Genomic DNA, 22817 nt, shown 5'->3' on the forward strand with positions numbered 1-22817 from the left:
TAAATCATCTTAATAGGCTTTAAAATATATTTGAAGCGTATGTTTTATTTAATTCTGAAAGTGACTACAGGTAATGATGCATGGTTTGCAATATCCTCAGAGATACTTCCGGCTAAAAAGTGTGAAAACCCTGTACGACCATGTGTTGCTACAGCAATGGCATCTGCTCCGGATACATTGGCATAATTTATAACCCCTTTTTCTACGGTGTAATCTGATATATATTTAACTTCTGATAGCTTGTCTAAATTACCATCTGCTTTCTGTAAAAAGTTAACTACAATTTTTTCCATTTCAGAGGTACTATTAAAGTTGTCTCCAGGAGTGTTAATGTAAATCAAGTGTAAATTAGACCCTAACTTTTCAAATAATTTAGAAGCATTTAAGTAAGGTGTTACAGTACTTTCAGAAAAATCTGAAGCAAATACAACATTGTCAAAACTTAAATTTGTTGGCTTGTTTTTGACAACAAATACAGGTATGTCAGAGTAACGTACTACTTTTTCTGTATTTGACCCAACAAAAATTTCTTTTAAACCACTACTTCCATGCGATCCCATTACAATTAAATCTGCATTTTGATCTTTAGCGACTTCATTAACTTCACTAAATACTTTAAAGTGCTTAACTATAGGGGTTACTTTTACACCCTCTAAATAATCTTGCGCTAAGAATTCTGTAAAACGTTTTTCAGCTAACTTTAAAAAGAAAACAGTTTCATCCTGAAGATCTGTTTCTCCTTTAGTTAGTATAGTTTCAGAGATTTCTAGCATATGTAATGCGATAATTTCTGCATCATATTTTTTTGCTAATATAGCTGCTGATTCTAAAGCGTAATTTGAATGGTTTGAAAAGTCTACTGGTACAATTATTTTTTTCATGTTTAAGGGTTTTGGTTTTTAGTATTTTTTTAAAATGATTCATTAAAGTTAATAAATCTATAAGTCAATTTTAGTCTTTTATATATTAATTAACAACTTAAATGGTCATAGAAAATAGCTGTGTTTCTGGTTTGTTACGTTGTAATAATAAATCAAAAGCCATACATATATTTCTAACAAAAGGTTTCCCTTTTTCTGTAATAAAAATTTGATTCAATTCTATTGTCAGTAAGCCATCATCTTGCATTTCATTTAGCTTGGAAACCACTTCAGGAATAGCTTCAAAATATAAATCATTAGCCATCCAACTTGTTTTAAAATGGCACATTAAATTTAGAATATGTTGTCTTATAATTAAATCTTCTTCCGTTAAAATATGACCTCTAAATACAGGAATACTATTGTTTTCTAATAAATGGTAATACTCTTCAATACCTTTTACATTTTGTGCAAAGGCATACCAACTATCACTAATTGAAGAGACCCCTAAACCGATCATAACTTTGGTTTTAGAAGCGGTATATCCCATAAAATTACGATGCATAGTTTCATTTTTACTAGCGGAATATAAACGATCTGTTTTTAAAGCAAAATGATCCATTCCAATGTCATAATAACCGGCTTCTACTAATAGTTTTTTACCTAATTGGTATTGATTCTGTTTTATGCTTGCTGTCGGTAAATCGTTGTCTTTATACCCACGTTGTCCATTTCCTTTTATCCATGGGACGTGTGCATAACTGTAAAAGGCAATTCTATCTGGTAAAAGCTGTTTTGTCTTATTTATAGTGTCTTCAACATGTGCTTCCGTTTGAAACGGTAAACCAAAAATTATATCATGACCAACAGATGTATATCCAATTTTTCTAGCTAGTGCTGTTACTTTTTGTACATTTTCAAAAGGTTGTATTCTATGTATTGCTTTTTGTACAATAGGGTTGTAGTCTTGTACACCAAAACTTACCCGTCTAAAACCTAAATCAAATAAGGTTTGTAAATGTGTTGCAGTGGTATTATTAGGATGTCCTTCAAAGCTAAAATCATAATTCTCGGCTAAAGTCGCTCTGCGTGTAATACCGGTAATTAATAATTTTAAGTTTTCAGAATCAAAAAAAGTAGGTGTTCCTCCGCCAAGGTGTAACTCTTTTATCATTGGTCTTTCTCCTAATAAATCACAATACAGATGCCATTCTTTTAAAACAGCATGTATATAAGGGGTTTCTACATCGTGACGTTTTGTTATGCGTTTATTGCAACCACAAAAAGTACATAAACTTTCGCAAAATGGCAAATGGATGTATAAACTGATACCTTCTGTTTTATTACTTTCGCTAAAGGCTTTTTTTAGATTTTCTTTCCATTTTTTTAATGAAAACGTATCCATATTCCAATACGGAACAGTAGGATAACTAGTATATCTTGGTCCAGCAACGTTATATTTATTAACTAATGAAAAACACATATTTTTTTGTTTATTAATCAAATTTACTGTGTTATTATTGGTTAAAATATGACTAATATCATGAACGGTATAATTTGAACTTATCGAAACATTAAAAGTTGTTTTTTTACGCGGTTGCATTTTATTGATTGATTTCACCCATGGTAAACTGTTAATTTATAATTAATTGTTTTAGAAGTTGATCTGTATTTGTTATTTTCATTCAAATCTGAATTATTTAAAAAGTTTAAAACCATATCCATTGCATAGTAAAAAAGCAAAAAGACCAATATATAAGAAGAAGCGATACGTTATACCTATGGTTTTGTTATTGATATTACTAATGATTAGGTTGTATCTACCGACGTATATCAAAAATTATGTAAATGAAGTTTTAGCGGATATTCCTGGCTATTACGGAGAAGTAGAGCATATTGATATTTCCCTTTTTAGAGGTGCTTATGTTATCAATGGATTATATCTAAATAAGGTAGATGCTAATACTCAAGTCCCTTTTTTGAATTTCCCTAAAGCCGATATTTCTGTAGAATGGAAATCTGTTTTTAATGGTAAGATTGTTGCAGAAATAGTGATGAGTAATCCCGAAATTATTTATGTTTTCGAAGATCAGCAAAGCACACCAGAAGATGGGCTGCCTGAAGTAGATGATTGGACAAAAGCTTTAACAGATTTAGTGCCTTTAGAAATTAATCATTTTGAAATCCATAACGGAAAATTAGCGTTTGTACAGTTATCGGCAGATCCAAATGTTGATCTATCTATTAATAAGCTAGAGCTAACAGCGGATAATTTGCGAAATGTCGTAGAAAAAGAACGCATATTACCTTCTCCGATACAGGCAACAGGAGTCTCTTTTGGTGGCGGAAATATTAATCTAAATGGAAATATTAACCTTTTAAAAGATATTCCGGATATGGATTTAGCATTCTCTTTAGAGAAAGCTAATGCGACTGCATTAAACGATTTTACAAATTATTATGCAGGAATAGACTTTGAAAGTGGAACAGTGGAGCTTTTTAGCGAAATAGCGATAGCAGATGGTTACTTAAAGGGCTATATGAAACCGTTACTGACCAATAGTAAGCTGATAGGTAAAGAGGATGGGTTTTTAGAAACCTTATGGGAAGGACTCGTTGGGTTTTTTAAATTTGCTTTAAAGAATCAAAAAAACAATACATTAGCCACGCAAATACCTTTGGAAGGGGATTTAAATAATGTTGAAGCAGGAGTGTGGTCTACATTTGGTGGTGTTTTTAAAAATGCATGGATAAAAGCCTTTAAAGGCGAAACAAATGATACCATCGGGTATGAGGATGCTATTGAAGGGGCAGACGATATGACCAGAAAAGAAAAGAGAGCAGCAAAAAAGGAAGCGAAAAAGGAGGCGAAACAGAGCGAATAAAAGCAAGATTAAGCGTCCTAAAAGCTTATGTTTTTTAAATGCTTATGATGTATACTCTTAAAGTCTGACGTCACTAAATCGGCTAAAGTGTAGTCTTGATTTTTAGAGTGTAGGCTATCGTAGCCAATGCAATAACTTCCTGCAGATTTTGCAGCTTTAATCCCGTTGGTAGAATCTTCGATTACAAAACAATCTTTTTGAGGAAATCCGGCTAATTGTGCTGCTTTTTCAAAAATTTCTGGATGTGGTTTCGAGGCTTGTAAATCTGCACCACTAATTTTAGCTTTAAAATATTGATTTAAATCAAATCGAGTAAATACGTTATTAATCGTGCCCATGGATGCAGAAGAGGCTAAGACCAGAGTTAAACCATTGCTATGATAGTTCTGAATCAAATCAAGAACACCTTCAATAAGTTTAAGACTTGGGTCGCTATGAAATAAATCTGTAAATATTTGACGCTTGCACTGTACTAATTCTTCAGGATTATTTTCCAATTCAAAAATGGTGCATAATTTTCTGCAGACATTAATCGTTGATTGTCCAGTAGTAGATTCATATAACGCTTTAGAAACCGATATGTTAAATTGGTCAAACATTAAAAAATAGGCTTTTTTATGTAGAGGTTCCGTATCTACAATTACACCATCCATATCAAATAAAACCGCTTTAAACATAGTTGTTCTTTTTTAGCGAAGATACTTATAATGTGCTTTTTTACCAGACATAAATTTTTTTCTCTGTTATAATTAGAATATTTTGCAGCTATAATTAAGCCATATGATTTACACACTTATTTTTATAGTACTCGTAGCCATTATTGTTTATGCGTTTTACATTATAAAACCAAAGAAAATAAAACAATTCCCTGCACATTGGCATGATATGCTCCTTAAGCATGTGTTGTTTTATAAACATTTATCTGTAAAGGATCAAGCGGTGTTTAGACAGAGGATGAGTCTTTTTTTAAGTGAAGTTACTATAGATGGTGTTAATACAGAAATTGAAGAATTGGATATAATCTTAATAGCCTCTAGTGCTATTATTCCAGTATTTGGTTTTTCTAATTGGAGTTATAGTAATTTGAGTGGTATTATTGTATATCCAGATAGTTTTAATGAAGATTTACAATTTTCTGATTTGGATAGTAATAAAAAAATACTAGGAATGGTGGGGACTGGTAGATTTGAAAAACAAATGATTTTATCTAAAAAAGCAATACGATTAGCTTTTAACAATAAAACAGATAAACATAACACGCCCGTACACGAATTTGTTCATTTATTGGATAAAATGGATGGAGAAACCGATGGTATCCCTGAGTACTTATTAGGAAAAGAATATATCGAACCTTGGTTAGAGTTAATGTACAAAGAAATGGAGCGCATTAATAACGATACCTCAGATATAAGAAATTATGGAGGGACAAGTCAAGCTGAGTTTTTTGCAGTAGCGTCAGAGTACTTTTTTGAACGTCCAAAGTTATTCAAACAGAAACATCCTGAATTATACAATATGTTATCTCTGTGCTTTCAGAAACATAAATAAAAGCGGTTGGTTAATTATTAAGCCGGAATTGTAAAATAGAAAGTGGTGCCTTTACCAACTTCAGAGTCCAACCAAATTTTACCACGATGAGCTTCAACTATTTTTTTACAATGGGCTAGTCCAATTCCTGTTCCATCGTATTCATCTCTAGAATGTAAGCGTTGAAAGATAGAGAAGATACGTTCTCTATGTTTTTCAGGAATACCAATACCGTTGTCTTTTATAGAGAACTCCCAGTAATCCCCCGTATCAGCATTTGTCTTTTTAACACTATTAATAGTTATAATTGGCTTGGTGTCTTTTGGGGTAAACTTAATACCGTTGCTGATTAAATTTTGAAATAATAATCTTATCTCTAAGCTAGCACCTTTAATAATAGGAAGATCTTTAAATAGTAGTGTTGTACCTGTCCTATCTATGACATTTTTCAGGTCGTCTTTTAAAATATTAAGAGTAGAGTTGCAGTCTATATCCACAGTTTTTTTACTTTTACCTAAGCGGGAATACTGTAAAATGGCATCAATTAATTTTTGCATTCTTAAACTCGATTCACTTATAAAGTTAAGACTCATTTTTCCATTAGCGTCTAGCTTATCTTCATATTCATCAACCAACAAATCAATTAAACCTGTAATGGTTATTAATGGTTCTTTTAGGTCATGACTGGCGATGTATGCAAATTGCTCAAGCTCATCATTTTTAATTTCTAATTCTAATGCTTGTTTTTGGATAGCCAAATTTTTGTCTTCTAAAGTCTTGTTTAATTTTTTCTTGCTTAAATAACTTATGTAAATTAATAGGACCGTTAGTAAAGCTAAGCTTATTAGTGTTAGTAATAAGATGTTTATTGTTTTTTGGGTGCTTAATTGGGACTCTTTTTGTGCTAAAATAAATGCTTTAGATTCAATTTCATTATTTTGACTTTGAATTAGATTTTGTTGTTTTTGAATGTCTTTATTTCTAGAATTTATCTTATCATCTTGTTGTTTTATAATATCAAGTTGCTGTTTAATATCGGCTTCTAATTCTAGTTCTATTAAGAGCTTATCTTCAAAATTTTGTTTCTGTAAGTCGTTTTTATCAGAGAGTTTTTCGATCCACTTATTTTTCTTTGAAACCGTATTTAATATAGTGTCAATAGTATTGTCTTGCGTGTTAATTTTATCTTTTTGAGATGAAATTTCTAACTCTTTATCTTTTAGTTTTTGTTGTTGTTCTGCTTCCGTTTTCTTAGATTTTTCTAAAGAAGCTTCGGTTGTTTGGTATAAATCTTTCCATTTTTGAGAAGAACTAATGGCGTGTGTTTGTAAGGATTTAGCGATTACAAAATTGTCTTTAGTAATCGTTCGATTATTTATTTCATATTCAAAAGAGTCACCTACATTTACCATATTTATCATAGAGGTATGATAATTATAGTCTTCTGTTACTAAAAGTATATTTTGTCCTGAAATTTTGTTTAAGACATAATTGATATCAAAATTAAAAGATTTGTTGACATAAAGTAATTGTATGTCTTTAATCTCTTTTACCGAGTTAAATCTTACAACAGTTACTGGTTTGTTATTAATTTGACGTTTTTGTGCTAAAGATTTAAAATCAATTAACGCACGATCAGGGCCTAATACACCTATTTTAAAAGTAGAAGTATCCGCTTGATTGGGCCAACCAATTTGTTGGGCAAAATTGTAAATAAATATTGCCCGTTGTAGTCGTTTGACTTGCGCATTAGAATCGTTTTGAGCATACAATGATATGCCACAAAAAAACATAAAGAATCCTATTAAAACAGATTTGTTTTTGAGAGTAATAAGGAAGGGGTTTATATTACACTTCATTATAGTTTTAAAAAGGCTCTTAAATAAAAATTAGAACCATCTACGCCAAACTGTTGTACACGTCTGCTGTAAACAAAATTTCCATTATCTATATTAGCAGAGTGTGTATGCTTATCTGGATAGACATTAAAAATATTATTACCACCTAATGTAAACTCGAGAGTGCTGCTAACTTTATAGGAAAATGCTAAATCTGTAACTAGTTTAGGTGTAAATTTTTGATCTCTAGTTTCTACCTGGCCTGAAAACTCGTTTAAAACCCAGTTGTCAGGATTCCCGTCTTCCGGATGCATAAAAGTGACATCTCCAAAAAAGGTGTTTCCTAAAACTATTTTATAGTTATCAAATTCGTAAGAAAGTAGATTATTAAACTTATAATTAGGTTGTGCAGATTCTACTCGTGCAATTTCTTCTCTATTAAATAAGACATCCTCTTGACCAACTAACGATTCGGACACTTTAATATCTCCGATGACTTTCGTTTTATTAAAATTGGCAGCTAGAGATGCATCTAATTTTCCTGAACTAAGAGTCGTTTTGTATTGTACAGCAGCATCTAAACCGGTAGTCCTGGAGTCTATTGCATTGGTGAAAAACTGAGCAGCACCAACATTAAAAGGTTCTAATATCGTTTCGTAACCTTCGTCAAAACGACCAGATAGTACAATACGATCTTTAATTTTTATGTAATAATAATCCAATGTAAAAGAAAAATTATCTTGTAATTTACCATTAACCCCTAAACTATAATGTCTAGATAGCTCAGGTTTCAGGTTTTGAATTTTAAAAGCTTCTTGTGCGACAGCACTTTCGTTATTAAATGTTCCTACTTGTATTATTTCGCCATTAATAAATTGAGAACTTATATTTTGAAAATAAACTTGGTGTAGGGAAGGGGCTCTAAATCCAGTTGAAATTCCACTTCTAATACCTAAGGCGTCATTGACTCTATAACGACCAGAAACTTTCCAAATTAATTGTCCTCCAAAGTCATTATAAGATTCATATCTCGCAGCCGTTTTGATTAATAGTTTTTCAGAGACATTAGTTTCGATATCAATATAACCGGCACTATTTGTTCTAAAACGACTCAATTCATTTTCTGGTTGAAATCCTGGGAATACTTGAGCTCCAGGAATACTTGGCTGCTCGTCTCCAAAAGCATCTACATAGGTGCTGCCTCCATCGATATAAGAAGCTTCTTCTCCTGCTATAATTTGATAATTTTCGACTCTTAGTTCTGCACCAAAAGCAATATTTATACCATGTAACCAATCGTATGTTCTTGAGATATCTAAATTGGAAGTACTTTGTTGGTACATAAATCCTCCAGAATAAAAAGTTTTAGGAGAGGCAATACCAAGAGACGCATTATTAGAGTTATTTACAGTATAATCTAAAGCATTTTTACCAATAGAGTGACTAAAATCGATGTCCCAATTGTTTTTAACACCTTTAAATCCAGCTGTTACAGCATCATCTTGTATGTCTGTTAAAATTTGTGGAGAAAACCCATTAGGAAATAATTCCAATACCACACGGTCTTCGTCTTTTGGTAATCTATAAAAGCCTTTTGCTTTTCCTTCTCTATAGTTTCTACCACCATTAAAATAAAAAGAAGTTGTTTCAGAGATAGGGAGCTCTCCATTAAAAGAGATTGCTAAATTTTGTGTTTTAGCAGACCCGATTTCCATTATTTGTTGCTTATCATAACCTGTAGTACTAAAAAAATTATTGTTATTAATTAGTAGTGCGTCTTCGCTTGGTGTATTAGAATATATGGGACCAGTATAATTTCCAGCTCTATTGGTCGCTTCTGTGCTACGATATTCTCCGGTAATATTAATAAAACCTTTATCGCCAATATCAAAACCAAAATTGGCACTAAAATAACTTGTTTGACCGTCTCCTTCGCTATTAACACCTACGCGACCAACAATATCAATAACTTCTACCTGTTTTTTTAATATAATATTTACCACACCGGCAATAGCATCTGATCCATATTGAGAGGTAGCACCATCGCGTAGTATTTCGATGCGTTCTACAGAAGCAACAGGAATGGCATTAAAATCTGTTCCAACAGTACCACGTCCAACGGTACCATTAACATTTAACAACGCACTATTATGACGTCGTTTTCCATTTACTAAAACAAGGACTTGGTCTGGACCTAAACCTCTTAAGGTTGCAGGGTCTATGTGGTCTGTACCATCAGAAATGGTTTGATTTGTTGAATGAAAGGAAGGCACTAGATAATGTAATATATGACTTAACTCTATTTGTGTAGCATTAGTTAAATCTTGTGGAGATATAATGTCGACAGGGGCAGTCGTCCTTAAAGAAGATTTTGGTTGAGCTCTAGAACCTAAAGATACGGGTTGATCTATTGAAAAACCAGTTTCTAGGATAAAATCTAGGGTTGCTGTTTCTCCTACTTTGACGGTTATACTCTTTGACACAGAATTGTACATTACAAAATTTGCGGTGACGACATAATCGCCTTCTTCTAAATTAATAGTATAGATACCATTGACATCTGTTGATGTATTAAGGTTGGTACCTTCAATACTTATTTTAGCACCAGGTAATGTGCCAAATTGATCAGAAACTAATCCCGTTATTGTTGCTCTGTCTTGCGCAAAAGTATTTAAATAAAAGCACAATAGAAATAGGCAACTAATGTACTGTTTTAATGGGATAAACATAATAATTTTTATTTACTGAATAGATGCCGTTAAAAAATTAACTTAAAGGGTTAGAATGTGTTTGTTTAAAGCAAAAATAGTGTAAAAAAAAGCTAAAAAGTTTTTTCCTTGTAATGACTTTCTATTAAATTAGTTAGCAGGCTGTCTGATAGTGGTTTATTGATAAAGTCTTCTAGCAACTCTATTGTTTTGTAACGTTCAAAGTCATCAGGATTATTAGAAGTGGTCAATAAAATGATTTTAATAGAGGACGTGAAGGCCTTGTCTAGTTTGTCATATTCTTCGATAAATTCCCAACCATTCATGGCAGGCATATTAATATCTAGAAAAATAAGATCAGGTTTTTTAACGACACCTAGAATAGCATTATTAAGATATTGTAATGCTTTCATACCACTGTTAACAGCAAATACTTTAATAAAATCTTGATGCTTATTAACTATTTTCTCATTATAGAAGTTGATAACCTTATCGTCATCAATTAATAAGGTGAATTTTATGGGAGGATTACTTTGCATTGTACAATGATATAATTATTTCTGAAATGTATTCAATATTCCATATTCATTTTTGTTTTATTCGGTGAATGGACAGAAAGGTACGATTAGTAGCAGGGTACGTTTAGTTATGTAACTACAATTACATTGGCCAATTTTACTTAACTTTACCTTGTAAAAAATATACGATGCTAGAAGAACTACAACAACATTATGGGTATTTATTTGAAGAAGAATTGATACAAGAAATCAATAATGTTGGGACATACAAAGACATTCCTGAAGGATTTAAATTAATAGAAATTGGTGATTATATAAAGTCAATGCCACTTTTGGTAAGTGGCGCTATTAAGATTTTAAGAGAAGATGAAGATGGAGACGAGTTAATATTATACTTCATAGAGCAAGGCGATACTTGCGCAATGACATTATCTTGTTGTTTAGGGAATTCTAAAAGTGAAATTAGGGCTGTGGCCGAAACAGATACTAAATTAATCATGGTACCTGTCGCTAAAATGGAAGAATGGTTAGGTAAATATAAATCTTGGCAAAAATTTGTGTTGCAAAGTTACCATAATCGCATGTCAGAATTGTTGGAAGCTATTGATACTATTGCCTTTTTAAAAATGGACGAGCGTCTATTTAAGTACTTAAAAGACAAAGCTATGGTTAATCATGATGAGGTTATACATGTGACACATCAAGAAATTGCTAGAGATTTACACACCTCTAGAGTGGTAATATCCAGATTGTTAAAAACCTTAGAGATTGCCGGGAAAATAAAACTACACAGAAACAATATTACAGTAATAGCATTATAAACGTAACAACTGTTACATATAACTATTGTTTAAAGCATTAGTTTTGTTAGTGATAATACAACCTATGGATTTTACACAAATATTTACTTACGTTGCAGCTTTTTTAATTGGTGCTATTTTAGGCTTAATTGGAGGAGGAGGCTCAATTTTAACAGTACCGTTATTAGTTTATTTTTTAGGATTTAATCCTATAATAGCAACCGCTTATTCCTTGTTTGTGGTGGGGTCATCATCACTGGTTGGTGTGATTGAAAAATACAGAAAAGGATTAGTGGATTTTAAGACAGGCTTAGCTTTTTCATTTCCCTCATTTATCGCCGTTTTTATCTCTAGAAGATATTTGGTGCCTGCGATACCAGATAAGCTTTTTACCATCGGCGAATTTTCGTTAACCAAAGGTATGGCAATCATGATATTTTTTGCAATAATCATGTTTTTGGCTGCATTTTCGATGATTAAAACAAAACAAAAGGAGTCTGTTTCTACAGGTTCTCAACCCTATTATAAAACCTTCGTACAAGGTATAATAATTGGTGTTATTACGGGGTTAATTGGAGCAGGTGGTGGTTTTTTATATGTTCCTGCACTTGTACTTTGGGCTGGTTTAGATATGAAAAAAGCAGTTGGAACATCTTTAGTTATTGTAGCAATTAATTCGTTAATAGGGTTTTCTGGAGATGCACAAACCTTGGATATTGATTGGTTTTTTCTGTTAACCTTTTCTTCATTAACAATTGTAGGTATATTGGTTGGAGGCTATTTTTCTAAATTTGTCTCAGGAAAAAAATTAAAAAAGAGCTTTGGTTGGTTTGTGTTAGTCATGTCAATTTATATCATTTTAAAAGAATTAGTTTTTTAATTATGTAACTTAGGTTGCCCTAAAAATTTAAAAACATTAGTAAATTTGAAGAATTAAACAAGATTTTTAGCCTAAAGGCGAATTTCTTTTAGCAAAATAGAATAGAATAGAATTAAAATGAACAGAGCTATTAAAGCGAACTCATTTTATCAAAATATAAAATAGAATTCAAAATGAAGATAGAGCAAATTTATACAGGTTGTTTGGCACACGCAGCCTATTATATAGAAAGTAATGGAGAGGCAGCAATTTTTGACCCGTTAAGGGAAGTACAACCGTATATAAAAAGAGCAAAGCAAGACAATGCTAAAATCAAATATATTTTTGAAACGCATTTTCATGCAGATTTTGTGTCTGGCCATTTAGATTTAAAAGAAAAAACAGGCGCTCAAATTGTATTTGGTCCAACAGCAAAACCATCATATGATGCAATTATAGCAACGGATGGTCAACTATTTGAAGTCGGAGATTACAAAATAAAAGCCATCCATACTCCAGGTCATACTATGGAGAGTACAACTTATCTTGTTATTGACGAAAATGGAAAAGAGCACGGTATAGTTACAGGAGATACTTTATTTATTGGAGATGTTGGTCGTCCTGATTTAGCACAAAAAATAGCGTCAGACTTAACACAAGAAAAACTGGCAGGATATTTATTTGATTCACTTCGTGATAAAATTATGACCTTACCAGATAGTATTATTGTATACCCAGCACATGGTGCTGGTTCTGCTTGTGGTAAAAACATGAGTAAAGAAACTACTGATACTTTAGGGCATCAAAAAGAGGTGAATTATGCGTTACGTGCGGATATGACTAAAGCCGAATTTATAGACGAAGTATTAGATGGTTTGTCAGAACCTCCGGCTTATTTTCCTCAAAATGTTATGATGAATATTAAAGGTTATGAAAGTTTTGATAAAGTCATGACAAAATCTCAAAAACCATTAACACCTAAGGCTTTTGAAACAGCAGCAAATGAAACGGAGGCCATTGTTTTAGATGTGCGTAATCAAACCGAATTTATAAAAGGACATATTCCACGTTCTATATTTATTGGTATTGATGGTGGATTTGCGCCTTGGGTGGGTGCATTAATTGCAGACGTTAGTCAGCCGGTTTTATTAGTTGCTCCAAAAGGTAGAGAAGAAGAGGTGATCACACGGTTATCTCGTGTTGGTTTTGATAATGTAATTGGGTATTTAGAGGGTAGTTTTGAGGCTTGGAAAAGTTCAGGGATGGATTATGATACATTAACATCAATCTCTGCAGAAGAGTTTGCTAAACGTTACGAAGACAATAAAGACGTCATTTTTGATGTAAGAAAAGATGGCGAATTTACAGCCGAGCATGTTGACGGAGCAAAACATACCGCTTTAGATAATCTAAACAGTCATTTAAGCGAGTTCCCAGAAGATAAACCTTTTTACATCCATTGTGCTGGTGGTTACAGATCTGTCATTGCGGCTTCAATATTAAAAAGTAGAGGCATTCATAATTTAATTGATGTCGCTGGAGGTTATGGGGCGATCAAGAAAACAGATATACCAAGAACAGACTTTGTGTGTCCTACAACATTAAAATAATATTACAGTTGTTTTTAGTTAGTAAAAGCGCGTATTGCATCACTGTAATACGCGCTTTTTTTGTGTAACATTAGTTACCGTTCAAGCTTTTAATTTATAGTAACTTTATTTATTATTTGTAATAGTTTAGTCTTAAGACGAACATAGTTTACCAAAATTTAAAATAGAATTAAAAATGAACACTTCAATAGTAGTACAAAACTTAAAATGTGGTGGTTGTGCAAACTCTATCACTACTAAATTAGCAGAAATAGAAAATATAACAGATATTAATGTGGATGTTGATAGTAGCCTAATTACATTTAGTCATAACAACAAAGTTGATGCTGCAACAGTAAAAGATAAACTTAAAATATTAGGTTATCCTTCAATAGATGATGATAACAATTTGATGTTTAAAGCTAAATCGTTTGTTAGTTGTGCGACAGGTAAACTTTCAAAATAAAATAGTTTTAAAAGGATAATTTTACTATTTTGTATCTAAATAATTAAACATGAGTAAATTTTCAGAAATAATAAATCAAGATTCACCAGTGTTGGTGGATTTTTATGCAGAATGGTGTGGACCTTGTAAAACAATGAGCCCTATTTTAAAAGACGTAAAGGATAATTTAAAAGAACGTGTGTCAATTATAAAAATTGATGTCGATAAAAATCAAGAATTAGCATCTAAATATCAAGTTAGAGGTGTGCCAACGTTATTGCTATTTAAAAAAGGAAAACAAGTTTGGAGACAATCAGGTGTGCTACAAAAAAATGAATTGATTGATGTTATTACAGCAACGTACTAATGGATTTAAATGCGGATTTTTGGGATAATAAATATCAATCTAACGATATTGGTTGGGATTTAGGTGCCATTTCGCCGCCATTACAAGCTTATTTTGATCAATTAACTAATTTGGAGTTGAAAATTTTAATTCCAGGAGGAGGTAATTGTTATGAGGCAGAATACCTTTATAATAAAGGCTTCATTAATGTATATGTAGTGGATTTATCTAAAACAGCTTTAGATAGTTTAAAAACTAGAGTACCCGATTTTCCATCATCAAATTTAATTGTAAATAATTTTTTTGATTTAGATATGACTTTCGATTTAATTATTGAACAAACTTTTTTTTGTGCAATAGATCCAAGATTGAGAAGTTCTTACGCTAAAAAGGCTTCTGAGATTTTAAATCTAAAAGGTAAAGTTGCAGGATTACTATTTGATGCGATTTTAAATACAACACATCCACCTTTTGGCGGTAGTAAAACAGAGTATTTAGGCTATTTTAAGCCTTATTTTGATATTAAGGTTATGAAGGAGGCTTATAACTCAATAAAGCCAAGAGCAGGACGAGAATTATTTTTTGTTATTAAAAAAAAGGATAACTAAGAAAGGTTTAGTAAAACTGATAATTGTCATAAAAAATATCAAAAGGCAATAGTAATTTTACAGTATTAACTAACGACATAAATTTTACACTATGATATCTCAAAACATTGCATTATACAATTGGAACAACGGAGTAATAATGATTGCTATATTCGCGCTTGTTTGCCTAGGACTTATCGGATTGTTAGTAAGCTCAATGACAAATAGTGATAGAGATAAAGAAGAGCCTAAAGAAAGATAATTTAAAACAGTAAACATAACAATTAAAAAAAAGCGCATATTATGCGTTTTTTTTATACATTAAATTGCGTGATTACTAACTTTTAATAGTTGTAAAGGTAGGATATGGGTTTAGTATGGTCTAAGTCGTAACTATCACAAACCAAATTATCCTTCTTTTGTAATTGTATATTTAAAATAACAAAAAGTCTCATTTCGAGGCTTTTTTGTAATAAAAGTTACACAGCGTTTATGCGTTGTGTCGTATTTTTACAATCTAAACACTTGGCTATGGAAGACATGCTCTTTTACGATAGGTTGCAGTTTGCATTTACTATCACATTTCATTATATATTTCCGCAATTAACCATGGGATTATCATTATTGATCGTCTTTTTTAAATGGAAATATTTAAGAAATAACATCGAAAAGTATAATAATGCAGCAAAATTTTTAATGAAAATTTTTGCTATTAATTTTACCATGGGAGTTGTTACTGGGATTCCAATGGAATTTCAATTTGGTACCAATTGGGCTAAGTTTTCAGAACTCACAGGTGGTATTATTGGTCAGACGTTGGCAATGGAAGGGATGTTCTCATTCTTTTTAGAATCCTCTTTTTTAGCGCTCTTTATTTTTGGTGAAAAACTAATGGGACAAAAACTACACTTTTTAACAGGTTTTCTAGTCTTTTTAGGCTCTTGGGCAAGTGGTTGGTTTATTTTAGCAACTAATGCTTGGATGCAACATCCTGTAGGTTTTGAGGTTTTAGAAAACGGTAAATTTGTTTTAGATAATTTTTCGGCACTCTTTACAAATCCTTGGTTATTACCAGCCTTTTTGCATAATCAAATAGCCTCTGTAGTAACGTCTTCTTTTGTTGTGGCAAGTATTGGAGCCTTTTATGTACTAAGAAATAAACAAGTAGAATACGGGAAACTATTCTTAAAAACAGGTGTTATTTTTGGATTAATATCTAGTGTATTGGTTGCTTTCCCAACAGGTGATTGGAATGCTAAAAATGTTGCAGAATATCAACCAGCAGCATTTGCAGCTATGGAAGGGATTTTTGAAACAGAAGAGGCTGGAGCCGAAATTGTTTTAGTTGGACAACCTAACATGGTAGAAAAAAAGCTAGATAATAAAATAGCAGTTCCAAACGTATTGAGTTTTTTAACGCATCAAGATTGGGATAAACAAATCCCAGGAATGGATCAATTTAAAGAGGAAGAATTGCCTAGTAATATCCCTGCGCTTTATTATTCTTACCACATAATGGTTGGTTTAGGCACCATTTTTATTGGTGTTATGGCGTTAGCGCTTTTCTTTTTATGGCGAAAAAAACTATACACATTAAAACCATTATTATGGACTATTATGTTTTTGGTGCCATTTCCTTACATTGCAAACCTTACAGGTTGGTATACTGCAGAGTTAGGACGTCAACCGTATTTAGTGTACGGTTTATTAAAAACTAGCGATGGTATTTCGCCAACAGTATCTTCAGGAAACACATTATTTACATTACTTGGTTTTGTCGCTTTATATATGCTTTTAGGCTTATTATTTTTAGTCTTAGTTGGTAAAACTATTAATCAAGGTCCAAAACCTCAAACACATTAATTATGGAAGTATTTTGGTATATAGCAATCGCTATTGTTTTAGCAGTATTTTTTGTTTTAGATGGTTACGACTTTGGTACAGGAATCATTCATTTATTCTTTGCTAAAAAAGAAGAAGATAAAGAAGTTATCGCAAAATCGGCAGGATTATTTTGGGATTCTAACGAGGTTTGGTTAGTTGCTGCAGGAGGGATGCTTTTTATGGCATTTCCAACATTTTATGCCTCCGTTTTTAGTGGCTTTTATTTACCATTAATAATCGTGTTGTGGCTAATTGTTTTTAGAGCAATTGGTTTAGAGTTTAGAGGGCAATTTAAATTTCAAATGTGGAAAGATATTTGGGACACGTCATTTGGTGTCTCTAGTTTACTATTAGCGCTGTTTTTTGGTATTGCTTTAGGTAATATTGTTAGAGGTGTCAATTTAGGAGGTGTTGAAAATGGTGTTTCAGCTTACGAAGGACACTATTTTTTCTTACCCTTATGGGACAGTAGTTTTAGTCCATTAAGTGATACGCCAGGTATTATAGATTGGTTTACAATTATTATAGGATTAATTTCTGTGGTAACCTTGGCTATTCATGGTGCTAATTGGGTGATTTTAAAAACAAATTCGTCAATTAACACTAAACTTAAAGGTGTTATTTTTAAGTTGAATATCGCATTAGCAATACTAACCGTATTTTCATTAGTTGTATGGCAGGTGGTTAATCCAAAGTCGTTAGATAACTTTATGGATAGACCATATTTAATAGTCTTTCCTATTATTTATCTTACAGGATTAATTGGCTTATTTTTTATTAAAAAGCTAAAAAAAGAAAGTCACGGTTTTATGTTTTCTACCTTATTGATTTTAGGAGGGATAACATCGTCTTTGGCGTCTTTATTTCCAGTTATACTACCTTCTATTAATACGACTCATCAGGATTTAACTATTTACAATACCGCAGCAGAAAAGTATGGTTTGTCTGTAGCTGTAAATTGGGCAATTATTGGTTTTATTCTTATCGTTATTTACTTCATAATTCAAAAACGATTAATGGCAGGTAAAGTTGATAAAATGGATTACGGACACTAGTCAAAATTAACAATTATGACAGGGACTTTAATTTCATTAATTAGTATTCTTATCGGTATTATTACTGCAAATACATTTGGTTATTTTAATAAAAAATATTCTTTTGGATTTATAGGTAATACGTTAGTTGGTGTTTTTGGAAGCATTTTTTTTATCAAGTCTTTCGGTAGATTAGGTTTTGATCCATGGTCAATAATGCAAAACCAAGATATTAATATAATGTTATTTTCTATTAATTGTATGGTTTCAGCTTTTGGAGGTGCTTTAGGTCTTGTAATTGCTAAATGGATATATAAAAAGTTGAATAAGTAGTTATTTATTCAACTTACATGACATAAGTCATCTTATTTAATATCAATTCATTATACATTTGTTAACCACTTGGTTAAACCATGTAGTTATAATGAAAAAAGCAAAGGATAAAAATACAGAAGAGCAGATTTTAAGTGCTGCTAAAAGTATATTCCAATCTAAAGGAATGGACGGTGCGCGCATGCAAGAAATTGCTGATAAAGCTGGTATTAATAAAGCGATGCTTCATTATTATTACAGAAGCAAGCAGTTGCTATTTGAAGCGGTTTTTAAGAATGCATTTTCCTTATTAGCACCTCAATTAAATGCCATTTTAAATGATGATTCTTCTATTGAAGAAAAGGTGAGAAACTTCACTTCAAACTACATCACATTTATTAGTAAACATCCTTATTTGCCAAATTTCATCATTCAAGAACTCAATAGAAATCCAGAGTTTATTATAAAACTGAAAGACACAAATGGGTTTCCAAATATCGAAAAATTTAAAAAACAAATCGCTATTGAAATTGAAAATGGACTAATTAAACCTATCACAGCAGAGCAGTTATTTATTAATATTATGGCTCTAAATATTTTTCCTTTTGTAGCTAAACCTTTAATAATGGCTTTTACAAATACGGATGCTATTGCCTATAAAAAAATAATGGATTCCCGTAAAACGGAAGTTGCTGATTTTATTATTAATTCTATAAAGAACAACTAAAATGAAATACATAACACTCATTTTAATTCTATTAATGTCCTTGACAAGTAAAGCACAGCAAAGTATTACGTTGGAGGAATGCTATGATTTAGTGATAGAAAACTATCCGTTAGCAAAACAGGTAAAACTCTTGGATGCGCAAAACAAATTGGATTTAGACGTTATTTCTACTTCAAAATTGCCACAGTTAAGTTTAGATGCGCAAGCCACCTATCAATCTGATGTTATTCAGTTTCCTATGGCAATGTCAGGAATAGAACCCTTAAACAAAGATCAATATCGCGCAACCGTTTCTGTAAATCAACTTATTTATAATGGAGGTGCAACAGATGCGTCTTTACAATTAAAAACAACTCAATTAAAAACGAAGCAAAAGCAAGTAGAAGTCAGTTTATATCAATTAAAACAGCAAATTAATCAACTTTATTTTTCTGTTTTATTAGCGCAAGAATCTCAGTTATTATTAAACGCGAAACAAGCGCAATTAGAAGCTAAACTTAAGGAGGTACAATCAGGAATAAAGTATGGTGTTATTTTACCAAGTTCAGATAAAATTTTACAAGCCGAATTATTAAAAATAAGCCAGCAATTTAACGCATTAGAAAGTAACAAAACATCACTTATTCAAACATTATCAAGTTTAATAAGTCAGCCATTAAATGCTTCAACAATATTTCAAAAGCCACTTTTAGACACACCGTTACAAACAGAACTAACACGACCAGAATTAGAATTATTTCAACTTAAAAAAGAAGAAATTGAAAATTCTGAAACCCTACTGTCCAAACAAAACGCACCTAAATTACTAGGTTTTGCAACAGGTGGTTATGGTAATCCTGGATTAAATATGTTGGATAATTCGTTTCAAACATTTTATACCGTTGGTGTTAAAGTGAATTGGACTGTTTTTGATTGGAAGGCTAACAAAAAGCAAAGACAATCTTTAGCTATCAATAAAGATTTTATAGAGAATGAAACTGAAATTTTCAAACTCAATACTAACATTGCGCTAAATCAACAACAAAAAGAAATCGATAAAATTGAAACGTTTATTACTTCAGATTTAGAAATAATTAACCTTAGAAAAGACGTGCTCAAATCGGCAGATTCACAACTTAAAAATGGCGTAATAACCTCTTCGGCATACATTACAGAGCTTACCAATTTATACGAAGACGAAAACACCATGGTAAAGCATGACATTCAGTTACAACTAGCAAAAGCAAATTATAATGTCATTAAAGGACAATAATACGAAGCACATGAAAACACACACATATATTTTAGGAATAGGCATCATACTTCTTACTTTAATTTCTTGCGGAAACGATAATGGAAAAGCAGATGGGTACGGAAATTTTGAAGCTACAGAAATAATCATTTCTGCAGAAAATAATGGGAAATTAATGCAGTTTAATCTTGATGAAGGCGATGTGCTTCAAAAAGAACAATTTATTGGCTATATCGATACTATTCCGTTAGCATTAAAACGAGAACAATTAGAGGTTTCTAAAGCTGTAATTGCTTCAAAATCTAAAGGTGTTTTATCACAGATTAATGTATTAAATGCAAAACTAAAAACTGCAAATACAAATAAAACACGCGCTCAAAATCTTATAAAGGACAATGCGGGAACACAAAAACAATTGGATGATGTTTTAGGCGAAATGGATGTAATAAAAAGCCAAATTAGAAGTGTCGAAATACAGAATGCACCTGTCGTGAATGAGCTTAAATCTATTGATGTACAGTTAAAGCAAATTGACGACCAAATCCAGAAAAGTAAAATCACAAATCCTGTAAATGGAACTGTTTTGACCAAATATGCAGAACCAAATGAAATTACTGCTTTTGGAAAACCGTTGTATAAAATTGCCGATTTAAGTACTATGCAATTGCGTGTTTATATAAGTGAAACACAATTAGCAAATATTAAAATAGGACAAGAAGTAACTATTAAAATTGATAACGCAGATGCAATGAAAGCGTATAAAGGAACGATTAGCTGGATAGCTTCAGAAGCAGAATTTACCCCAAAAATAATTCAAACTAAAGAAGAACGTGTGGCATTAGTTTATGCTTTAAAAGTAGACGTTAAAAATGAGGGCAGCCTAAAAATTGGAATGCCCGCAGAACTATGGCTAAATACTTCAGAATGAGCATCACAGTTTCTAACATATCAAAATCTTACAAAAGTGTAAAAGCGTTAGAGAATATTTCTTTTAATGTAAAAGAAGGAGAGATTTTTGGGCTTATCGGACCTGATGGAGCAGGTAAAACAACCTTGTTTAGAATTTTAACCACGCTATTAATTGCTAATGAAGGTACTGCAACGGTTGCTGATTTTGATGTGGTTTTAGACTATAAAAAGATTCGGAATAATGTGGGTTATATGCCAGGTAAATTTTCACTCTATCAAGATTTAACCGTTGAAGAAAATTTAAATTTCTTCGCAACTATTTTTGGAACAACCATTGAAGAAAATTACGATCTAATAAAAGAAATTTATGTTCAAATTGAACCTTTTAAAGACCGTCGTGCGGGAAAATTATCTGGAGGAATGAAGCAAAAACTCGCTTTATGTTGCGCTTTAATTCATAAACCAAAAGTGTTGTTTTTAGATGAGCCCACAACAGGTGTTGATCCAGTTTCTAGAAAAGAATTTTGGGACATGCTAAAACGTTTGCAACAAAAAGGAATCACCATTTTAGTGTCTACACCATATATGGATGAAGCCGCTTTATGTGACAGAATTGCTTTAATTCAAGACGGTAAAATTTTACAGATTGATACACCTCAAGCCATTGTAAAGCACTATCCGAAACAGATTTATAACGTAAGAGCAGATAATACGTATCAACTTATTAAGAGTTTAAAGACTTACAAATACAACCATAGTGTCTATCCTTTTGGTGAGTTTGTGCATTATACAGATCGTAGAGCAGATTTTAATCCTAAAGATTTAATACAGTTTTTAGAATCTAATAATCTTTCTAATGTGGAAATAGAAAAAACAGAGGCAACTATTGAAGATACCTTCATGGAATTAGCTAAATAAATTACTAAAACCTGTCAGGTTTAGAAAAAAAAGAATGGACAACAATACAGTCATACAAGTAGAAGGGTTAACCAAAATGTACGGAGATTTTGCAGCTGTAGATGCCATTACTTTTGATGTTAAAAAAGGTGAGATATTCGGATTTTTAGGAGCAAATGGAGCAGGAAAAACTACAGCGATGAAAATGTTGATAGGTATATCTAAACCTACTGCAGGTAAAGCTCAGGTCGCAGGATTTGATGTTTATAAACAAACCGAAAACATCAAGAAAAGCATTGGTTATATGAGTCAGAAATTTGCTTTGTATGACGATTTAACAGTTAAAGAAAATATCACGTTTTTTGGCGGAATTTATGGCCTATCCAGAAAAAGAATAAAAGAAAAAACAGCAATCTTGCTTGAAGAATTAGGATTGGAAGACGTATCAGATCAATTAGTTGGTGCTTTACCTTTAGGTTGGAAACAAAAATTATCTTTTTCTGTGTCCTTAATACATGATCCGAAAATTGTGTTTTTAGATGAGCCAACAGGAGGAGTAGATCCTATTACTAGACGACAATTTTGGGAAATGATTTACAAAGCAGCCCATCAAGGTACTACCGTTTTTGTAACTACGCATTACATGGATGAAGCAGAGTATTGCGACAGAGTTTCTATTATGGTTAACGGAAAAATTGAAGCTTTAGATACACCTAAAAAATTGAAAGAACAATTTCAAGTAGATAATATGAACGATGTATTTTTAAAATTAGCAAGAGGATAGAAATTCCCCACAGATGTCGCAGATTATCGCATAAAAAAGTATAAGTACACCTTGAGGAAAATCTGCGGTTATCTGCG

General features: G+C 31.9%; 23 protein-coding genes. 17 read left to right on the forward strand and 6 right to left on the reverse strand.

Annotated features, from left to right (window positions below; all coding sequences use genetic code 11):
- Window positions 1-44 precede the first annotated feature (44 nt).
- Window positions 45-881 (reverse strand): universal stress protein, encoded by an 837-nt coding sequence (locus tag E9099_RS14095; protein WP_136584183.1) that lies wholly within the window; start codon window positions 879-881, stop codon window positions 45-47.
- Between the two features lie 97 nt (window positions 882-978).
- Window positions 979-2343 carry an oxygen-independent coproporphyrinogen III oxidase gene (hemN, locus tag E9099_RS14100; RefSeq protein ID WP_136585193.1) on the reverse strand — a complete coding sequence of 455 codons (1365 nt, stop codon included), beginning with the start codon at window positions 2341-2343 and terminating at the stop codon, window positions 979-981.
- 241 nt (window positions 2344-2584) lie between these two features.
- Between hemN and E9099_RS14105 the strand changes: the two genes are divergently transcribed.
- Complete coding sequence (locus E9099_RS14105) at window positions 2585-3745, forward strand: DUF748 domain-containing protein (protein ID WP_240788902.1); 1161 nt, start codon at window positions 2585-2587, stop codon at window positions 3743-3745.
- Between the two features lie 17 nt (window positions 3746-3762).
- Here E9099_RS14105 and E9099_RS14110 read toward each other — a convergent pair whose 3' ends face one another.
- Window positions 3763-4422, reverse strand: coding sequence for an HAD family hydrolase (locus E9099_RS14110; RefSeq protein WP_136584184.1), 660 nt, complete (start codon window positions 4420-4422; stop codon window positions 3763-3765).
- Between the two features lie 103 nt (window positions 4423-4525).
- Between E9099_RS14110 and E9099_RS14115 the strand changes: the two genes are divergently transcribed.
- Window positions 4526-5293, forward strand: coding sequence for a zinc-dependent peptidase (locus E9099_RS14115; protein ID WP_136584185.1), 768 nt, complete (start codon window positions 4526-4528; stop codon window positions 5291-5293).
- A gap of 17 nt (window positions 5294-5310) precedes the next feature.
- Here the strand turns inward: E9099_RS14115 and E9099_RS14120 are convergent, their stop codons facing one another.
- From E9099_RS14120 to E9099_RS14130, 3 genes are all read right to left on the reverse strand, one after another.
- Complete coding sequence (locus E9099_RS14120) at window positions 5311-7131, reverse strand: YfiR/HmsC family protein (RefSeq protein WP_136584186.1); 1821 nt, start codon at window positions 7129-7131, stop codon at window positions 5311-5313.
- Entirely contained in the window at window positions 7131-9839 is a 2709-nt protein-coding gene (locus tag E9099_RS14125) for a TonB-dependent receptor domain-containing protein (protein ID WP_136584187.1), read from the reverse strand. The genes E9099_RS14120 and E9099_RS14125 overlap by 1 nt, the downstream gene beginning before the upstream one ends.
- A gap of 92 nt (window positions 9840-9931) precedes the next feature.
- The gene (locus E9099_RS14130) at window positions 9932-10357 is read right to left on the reverse strand and encodes a response regulator (RefSeq protein WP_136584188.1); all 426 of its coding nucleotides are present in this window, start codon (window positions 10355-10357) and stop codon (window positions 9932-9934) included.
- Window positions 10358-10524: 167 nt separating this feature from the next.
- On the opposite strand from E9099_RS14130, the gene E9099_RS14135 reads away from it, so the two are divergent.
- The 15 genes from E9099_RS14135 (at window position 10525) to E9099_RS14200 (ending at window position 22740) form a co-directional block, all read left to right on the forward strand.
- Window positions 10525-11157, forward strand: coding sequence for a Crp/Fnr family transcriptional regulator (locus E9099_RS14135; protein WP_136584189.1), 633 nt, complete (start codon window positions 10525-10527; stop codon window positions 11155-11157).
- Window positions 11158-11221: 64 nt separating this feature from the next.
- A complete protein-coding gene (locus E9099_RS14140; protein ID WP_136584190.1) occupies window positions 11222-12016 on the forward strand; it encodes a sulfite exporter TauE/SafE family protein in 795 nt (264 codons plus the stop codon).
- A 173-nt stretch (window positions 12017-12189) separates the two neighbouring features.
- Complete coding sequence (locus E9099_RS14145; RefSeq protein ID WP_136584191.1) at window positions 12190-13605, forward strand: MBL fold metallo-hydrolase; 1416 nt, start codon at window positions 12190-12192, stop codon at window positions 13603-13605.
- Window positions 13606-13780: 175 nt separating this feature from the next.
- On the forward strand, window positions 13781-14050 hold the full coding sequence (locus E9099_RS14150; RefSeq protein ID WP_136584192.1) for a heavy-metal-associated domain-containing protein: 270 nt from the start codon (window positions 13781-13783) through the stop codon (window positions 14048-14050).
- 49 nt (window positions 14051-14099) lie between these two features.
- Window positions 14100-14396 carry a thioredoxin gene (trxA, locus tag E9099_RS14155; protein ID WP_136584193.1) on the forward strand — a complete coding sequence of 99 codons (297 nt, stop codon included), beginning with the start codon at window positions 14100-14102 and terminating at the stop codon, window positions 14394-14396.
- Window positions 14396-14983, forward strand: coding sequence for a methyltransferase domain-containing protein (locus E9099_RS14160; RefSeq protein WP_136584194.1), 588 nt, complete (start codon window positions 14396-14398; stop codon window positions 14981-14983). Before trxA ends, E9099_RS14160 begins: the two co-directional genes overlap by 1 nt.
- 91 nt (window positions 14984-15074) lie before the next feature.
- Window positions 15075-15224 (forward strand): hypothetical protein, encoded by a 150-nt coding sequence (locus E9099_RS19260; RefSeq protein ID WP_168800759.1) that lies wholly within the window; start codon window positions 15075-15077, stop codon window positions 15222-15224.
- A gap of 269 nt (window positions 15225-15493) precedes the next feature.
- Window positions 15494-16825, forward strand: a complete 1332-nt coding sequence (locus E9099_RS14165) for a cytochrome ubiquinol oxidase subunit I (protein WP_136584195.1) — start codon at window positions 15494-15496, stop codon at window positions 16823-16825.
- 2 nt (window positions 16826-16827) lie between these two features.
- Entirely contained in the window at window positions 16828-17901 is a 1074-nt protein-coding gene (cydB, locus tag E9099_RS14170) for a cytochrome d ubiquinol oxidase subunit II (protein ID WP_136584196.1), read from the forward strand.
- A 15-nt stretch (window positions 17902-17916) separates the two neighbouring features.
- A complete protein-coding gene (locus E9099_RS14175) occupies window positions 17917-18213 on the forward strand; it encodes a hypothetical protein (protein WP_136584197.1) in 297 nt (98 codons plus the stop codon).
- A gap of 91 nt (window positions 18214-18304) precedes the next feature.
- A complete protein-coding gene (locus E9099_RS14180; protein ID WP_136584198.1) occupies window positions 18305-18919 on the forward strand; it encodes a TetR/AcrR family transcriptional regulator in 615 nt (204 codons plus the stop codon).
- Between the two features lies 1 nt (window position 18920).
- On the forward strand, window positions 18921-20171 hold the full coding sequence (locus E9099_RS14185; RefSeq protein WP_136584199.1) for a TolC family protein: 1251 nt from the start codon (window positions 18921-18923) through the stop codon (window positions 20169-20171).
- Window positions 20172-20181: 10 nt separating this feature from the next.
- Window positions 20182-21078 (forward strand): HlyD family secretion protein, encoded by an 897-nt coding sequence (locus E9099_RS14190; RefSeq protein ID WP_136584200.1) that lies wholly within the window; start codon window positions 20182-20184, stop codon window positions 21076-21078.
- Window positions 21075-21977, forward strand: a complete 903-nt coding sequence (locus E9099_RS14195; protein WP_136584201.1) for an ABC transporter ATP-binding protein — start codon at window positions 21075-21077, stop codon at window positions 21975-21977. Before E9099_RS14190 ends, E9099_RS14195 begins: the two co-directional genes overlap by 4 nt.
- A 34-nt stretch (window positions 21978-22011) precedes the next feature.
- Complete coding sequence (locus E9099_RS14200) at window positions 22012-22740, forward strand: ABC transporter ATP-binding protein (RefSeq protein ID WP_136584202.1); 729 nt, start codon at window positions 22012-22014, stop codon at window positions 22738-22740.
- The last annotated feature ends 77 nt before the right edge of the window (window positions 22741-22817 follow it).

This window comes from Psychroserpens sp. NJDZ02, assembly GCF_004843725.1.
GTDB lineage: Bacteria > Bacteroidota > Bacteroidia > Flavobacteriales > Flavobacteriaceae > Olleya.

Coding starts and splice junctions, on each gene's coding strand:
- E9099_RS14095 (WP_136584183.1), bottom strand. CDS start 881: ATGAAAAAAATAATTGTACCAGTAGACTTTTCAAACCATTCAAATTAC.
- hemN (WP_136585193.1), bottom strand. CDS start 2,343: ATGTGTTTTTCATTAGTTAATAAATATAACGTTGCTGGACCAAGATAT.
- E9099_RS14110 (WP_136584184.1), bottom strand. CDS start 4,422: ATGTTTAAAGCGGTTTTATTTGATATGGATGGTGTAATTGTAGATACG.
- E9099_RS14115 (WP_136584185.1), top strand. CDS start 4,526: ATGATTTACACACTTATTTTTATAGTACTCGTAGCCATTATTGTTTAT.
- E9099_RS14120 (WP_136584186.1), bottom strand. CDS start 7,131: ATGAAGTGTAATATAAACCCCTTCCTTATTACTCTCAAAAACAAATCT.
- E9099_RS14125 (WP_136584187.1), bottom strand. CDS start 9,839: ATGTTTATCCCATTAAAACAGTACATTAGTTGCCTATTTCTATTGTGC.
- E9099_RS14130 (WP_136584188.1), bottom strand. CDS start 10,357: ATGCAAAGTAATCCTCCCATAAAATTCACCTTATTAATTGATGACGAT.
- E9099_RS14135 (WP_136584189.1), top strand. CDS start 10,525: ATGCTAGAAGAACTACAACAACATTATGGGTATTTATTTGAAGAAGAA.
- E9099_RS14140 (WP_136584190.1), top strand. CDS start 11,222: ATGGATTTTACACAAATATTTACTTACGTTGCAGCTTTTTTAATTGGT.
- E9099_RS14145 (WP_136584191.1), top strand. CDS start 12,190: ATGAAGATAGAGCAAATTTATACAGGTTGTTTGGCACACGCAGCCTAT.
- E9099_RS14150 (WP_136584192.1), top strand. CDS start 13,781: ATGAACACTTCAATAGTAGTACAAAACTTAAAATGTGGTGGTTGTGCA.
- trxA (WP_136584193.1), top strand. CDS start 14,100: ATGAGTAAATTTTCAGAAATAATAAATCAAGATTCACCAGTGTTGGTG.
- E9099_RS14160 (WP_136584194.1), top strand. CDS start 14,396: ATGGATTTAAATGCGGATTTTTGGGATAATAAATATCAATCTAACGAT.
- E9099_RS19260 (WP_168800759.1), top strand. CDS start 15,075: ATGATATCTCAAAACATTGCATTATACAATTGGAACAACGGAGTAATA.
- E9099_RS14165 (WP_136584195.1), top strand. CDS start 15,494: ATGGAAGACATGCTCTTTTACGATAGGTTGCAGTTTGCATTTACTATC.
- cydB (WP_136584196.1), top strand. CDS start 16,828: ATGGAAGTATTTTGGTATATAGCAATCGCTATTGTTTTAGCAGTATTT.
- E9099_RS14175 (WP_136584197.1), top strand. CDS start 17,917: ATGACAGGGACTTTAATTTCATTAATTAGTATTCTTATCGGTATTATT.
- E9099_RS14180 (WP_136584198.1), top strand. CDS start 18,305: ATGAAAAAAGCAAAGGATAAAAATACAGAAGAGCAGATTTTAAGTGCT.
- E9099_RS14185 (WP_136584199.1), top strand. CDS start 18,921: ATGAAATACATAACACTCATTTTAATTCTATTAATGTCCTTGACAAGT.
- E9099_RS14190 (WP_136584200.1), top strand. CDS start 20,182: ATGAAAACACACACATATATTTTAGGAATAGGCATCATACTTCTTACT.
- E9099_RS14195 (WP_136584201.1), top strand. CDS start 21,075: ATGAGCATCACAGTTTCTAACATATCAAAATCTTACAAAAGTGTAAAA.
- E9099_RS14200 (WP_136584202.1), top strand. CDS start 22,012: ATGGACAACAATACAGTCATACAAGTAGAAGGGTTAACCAAAATGTAC.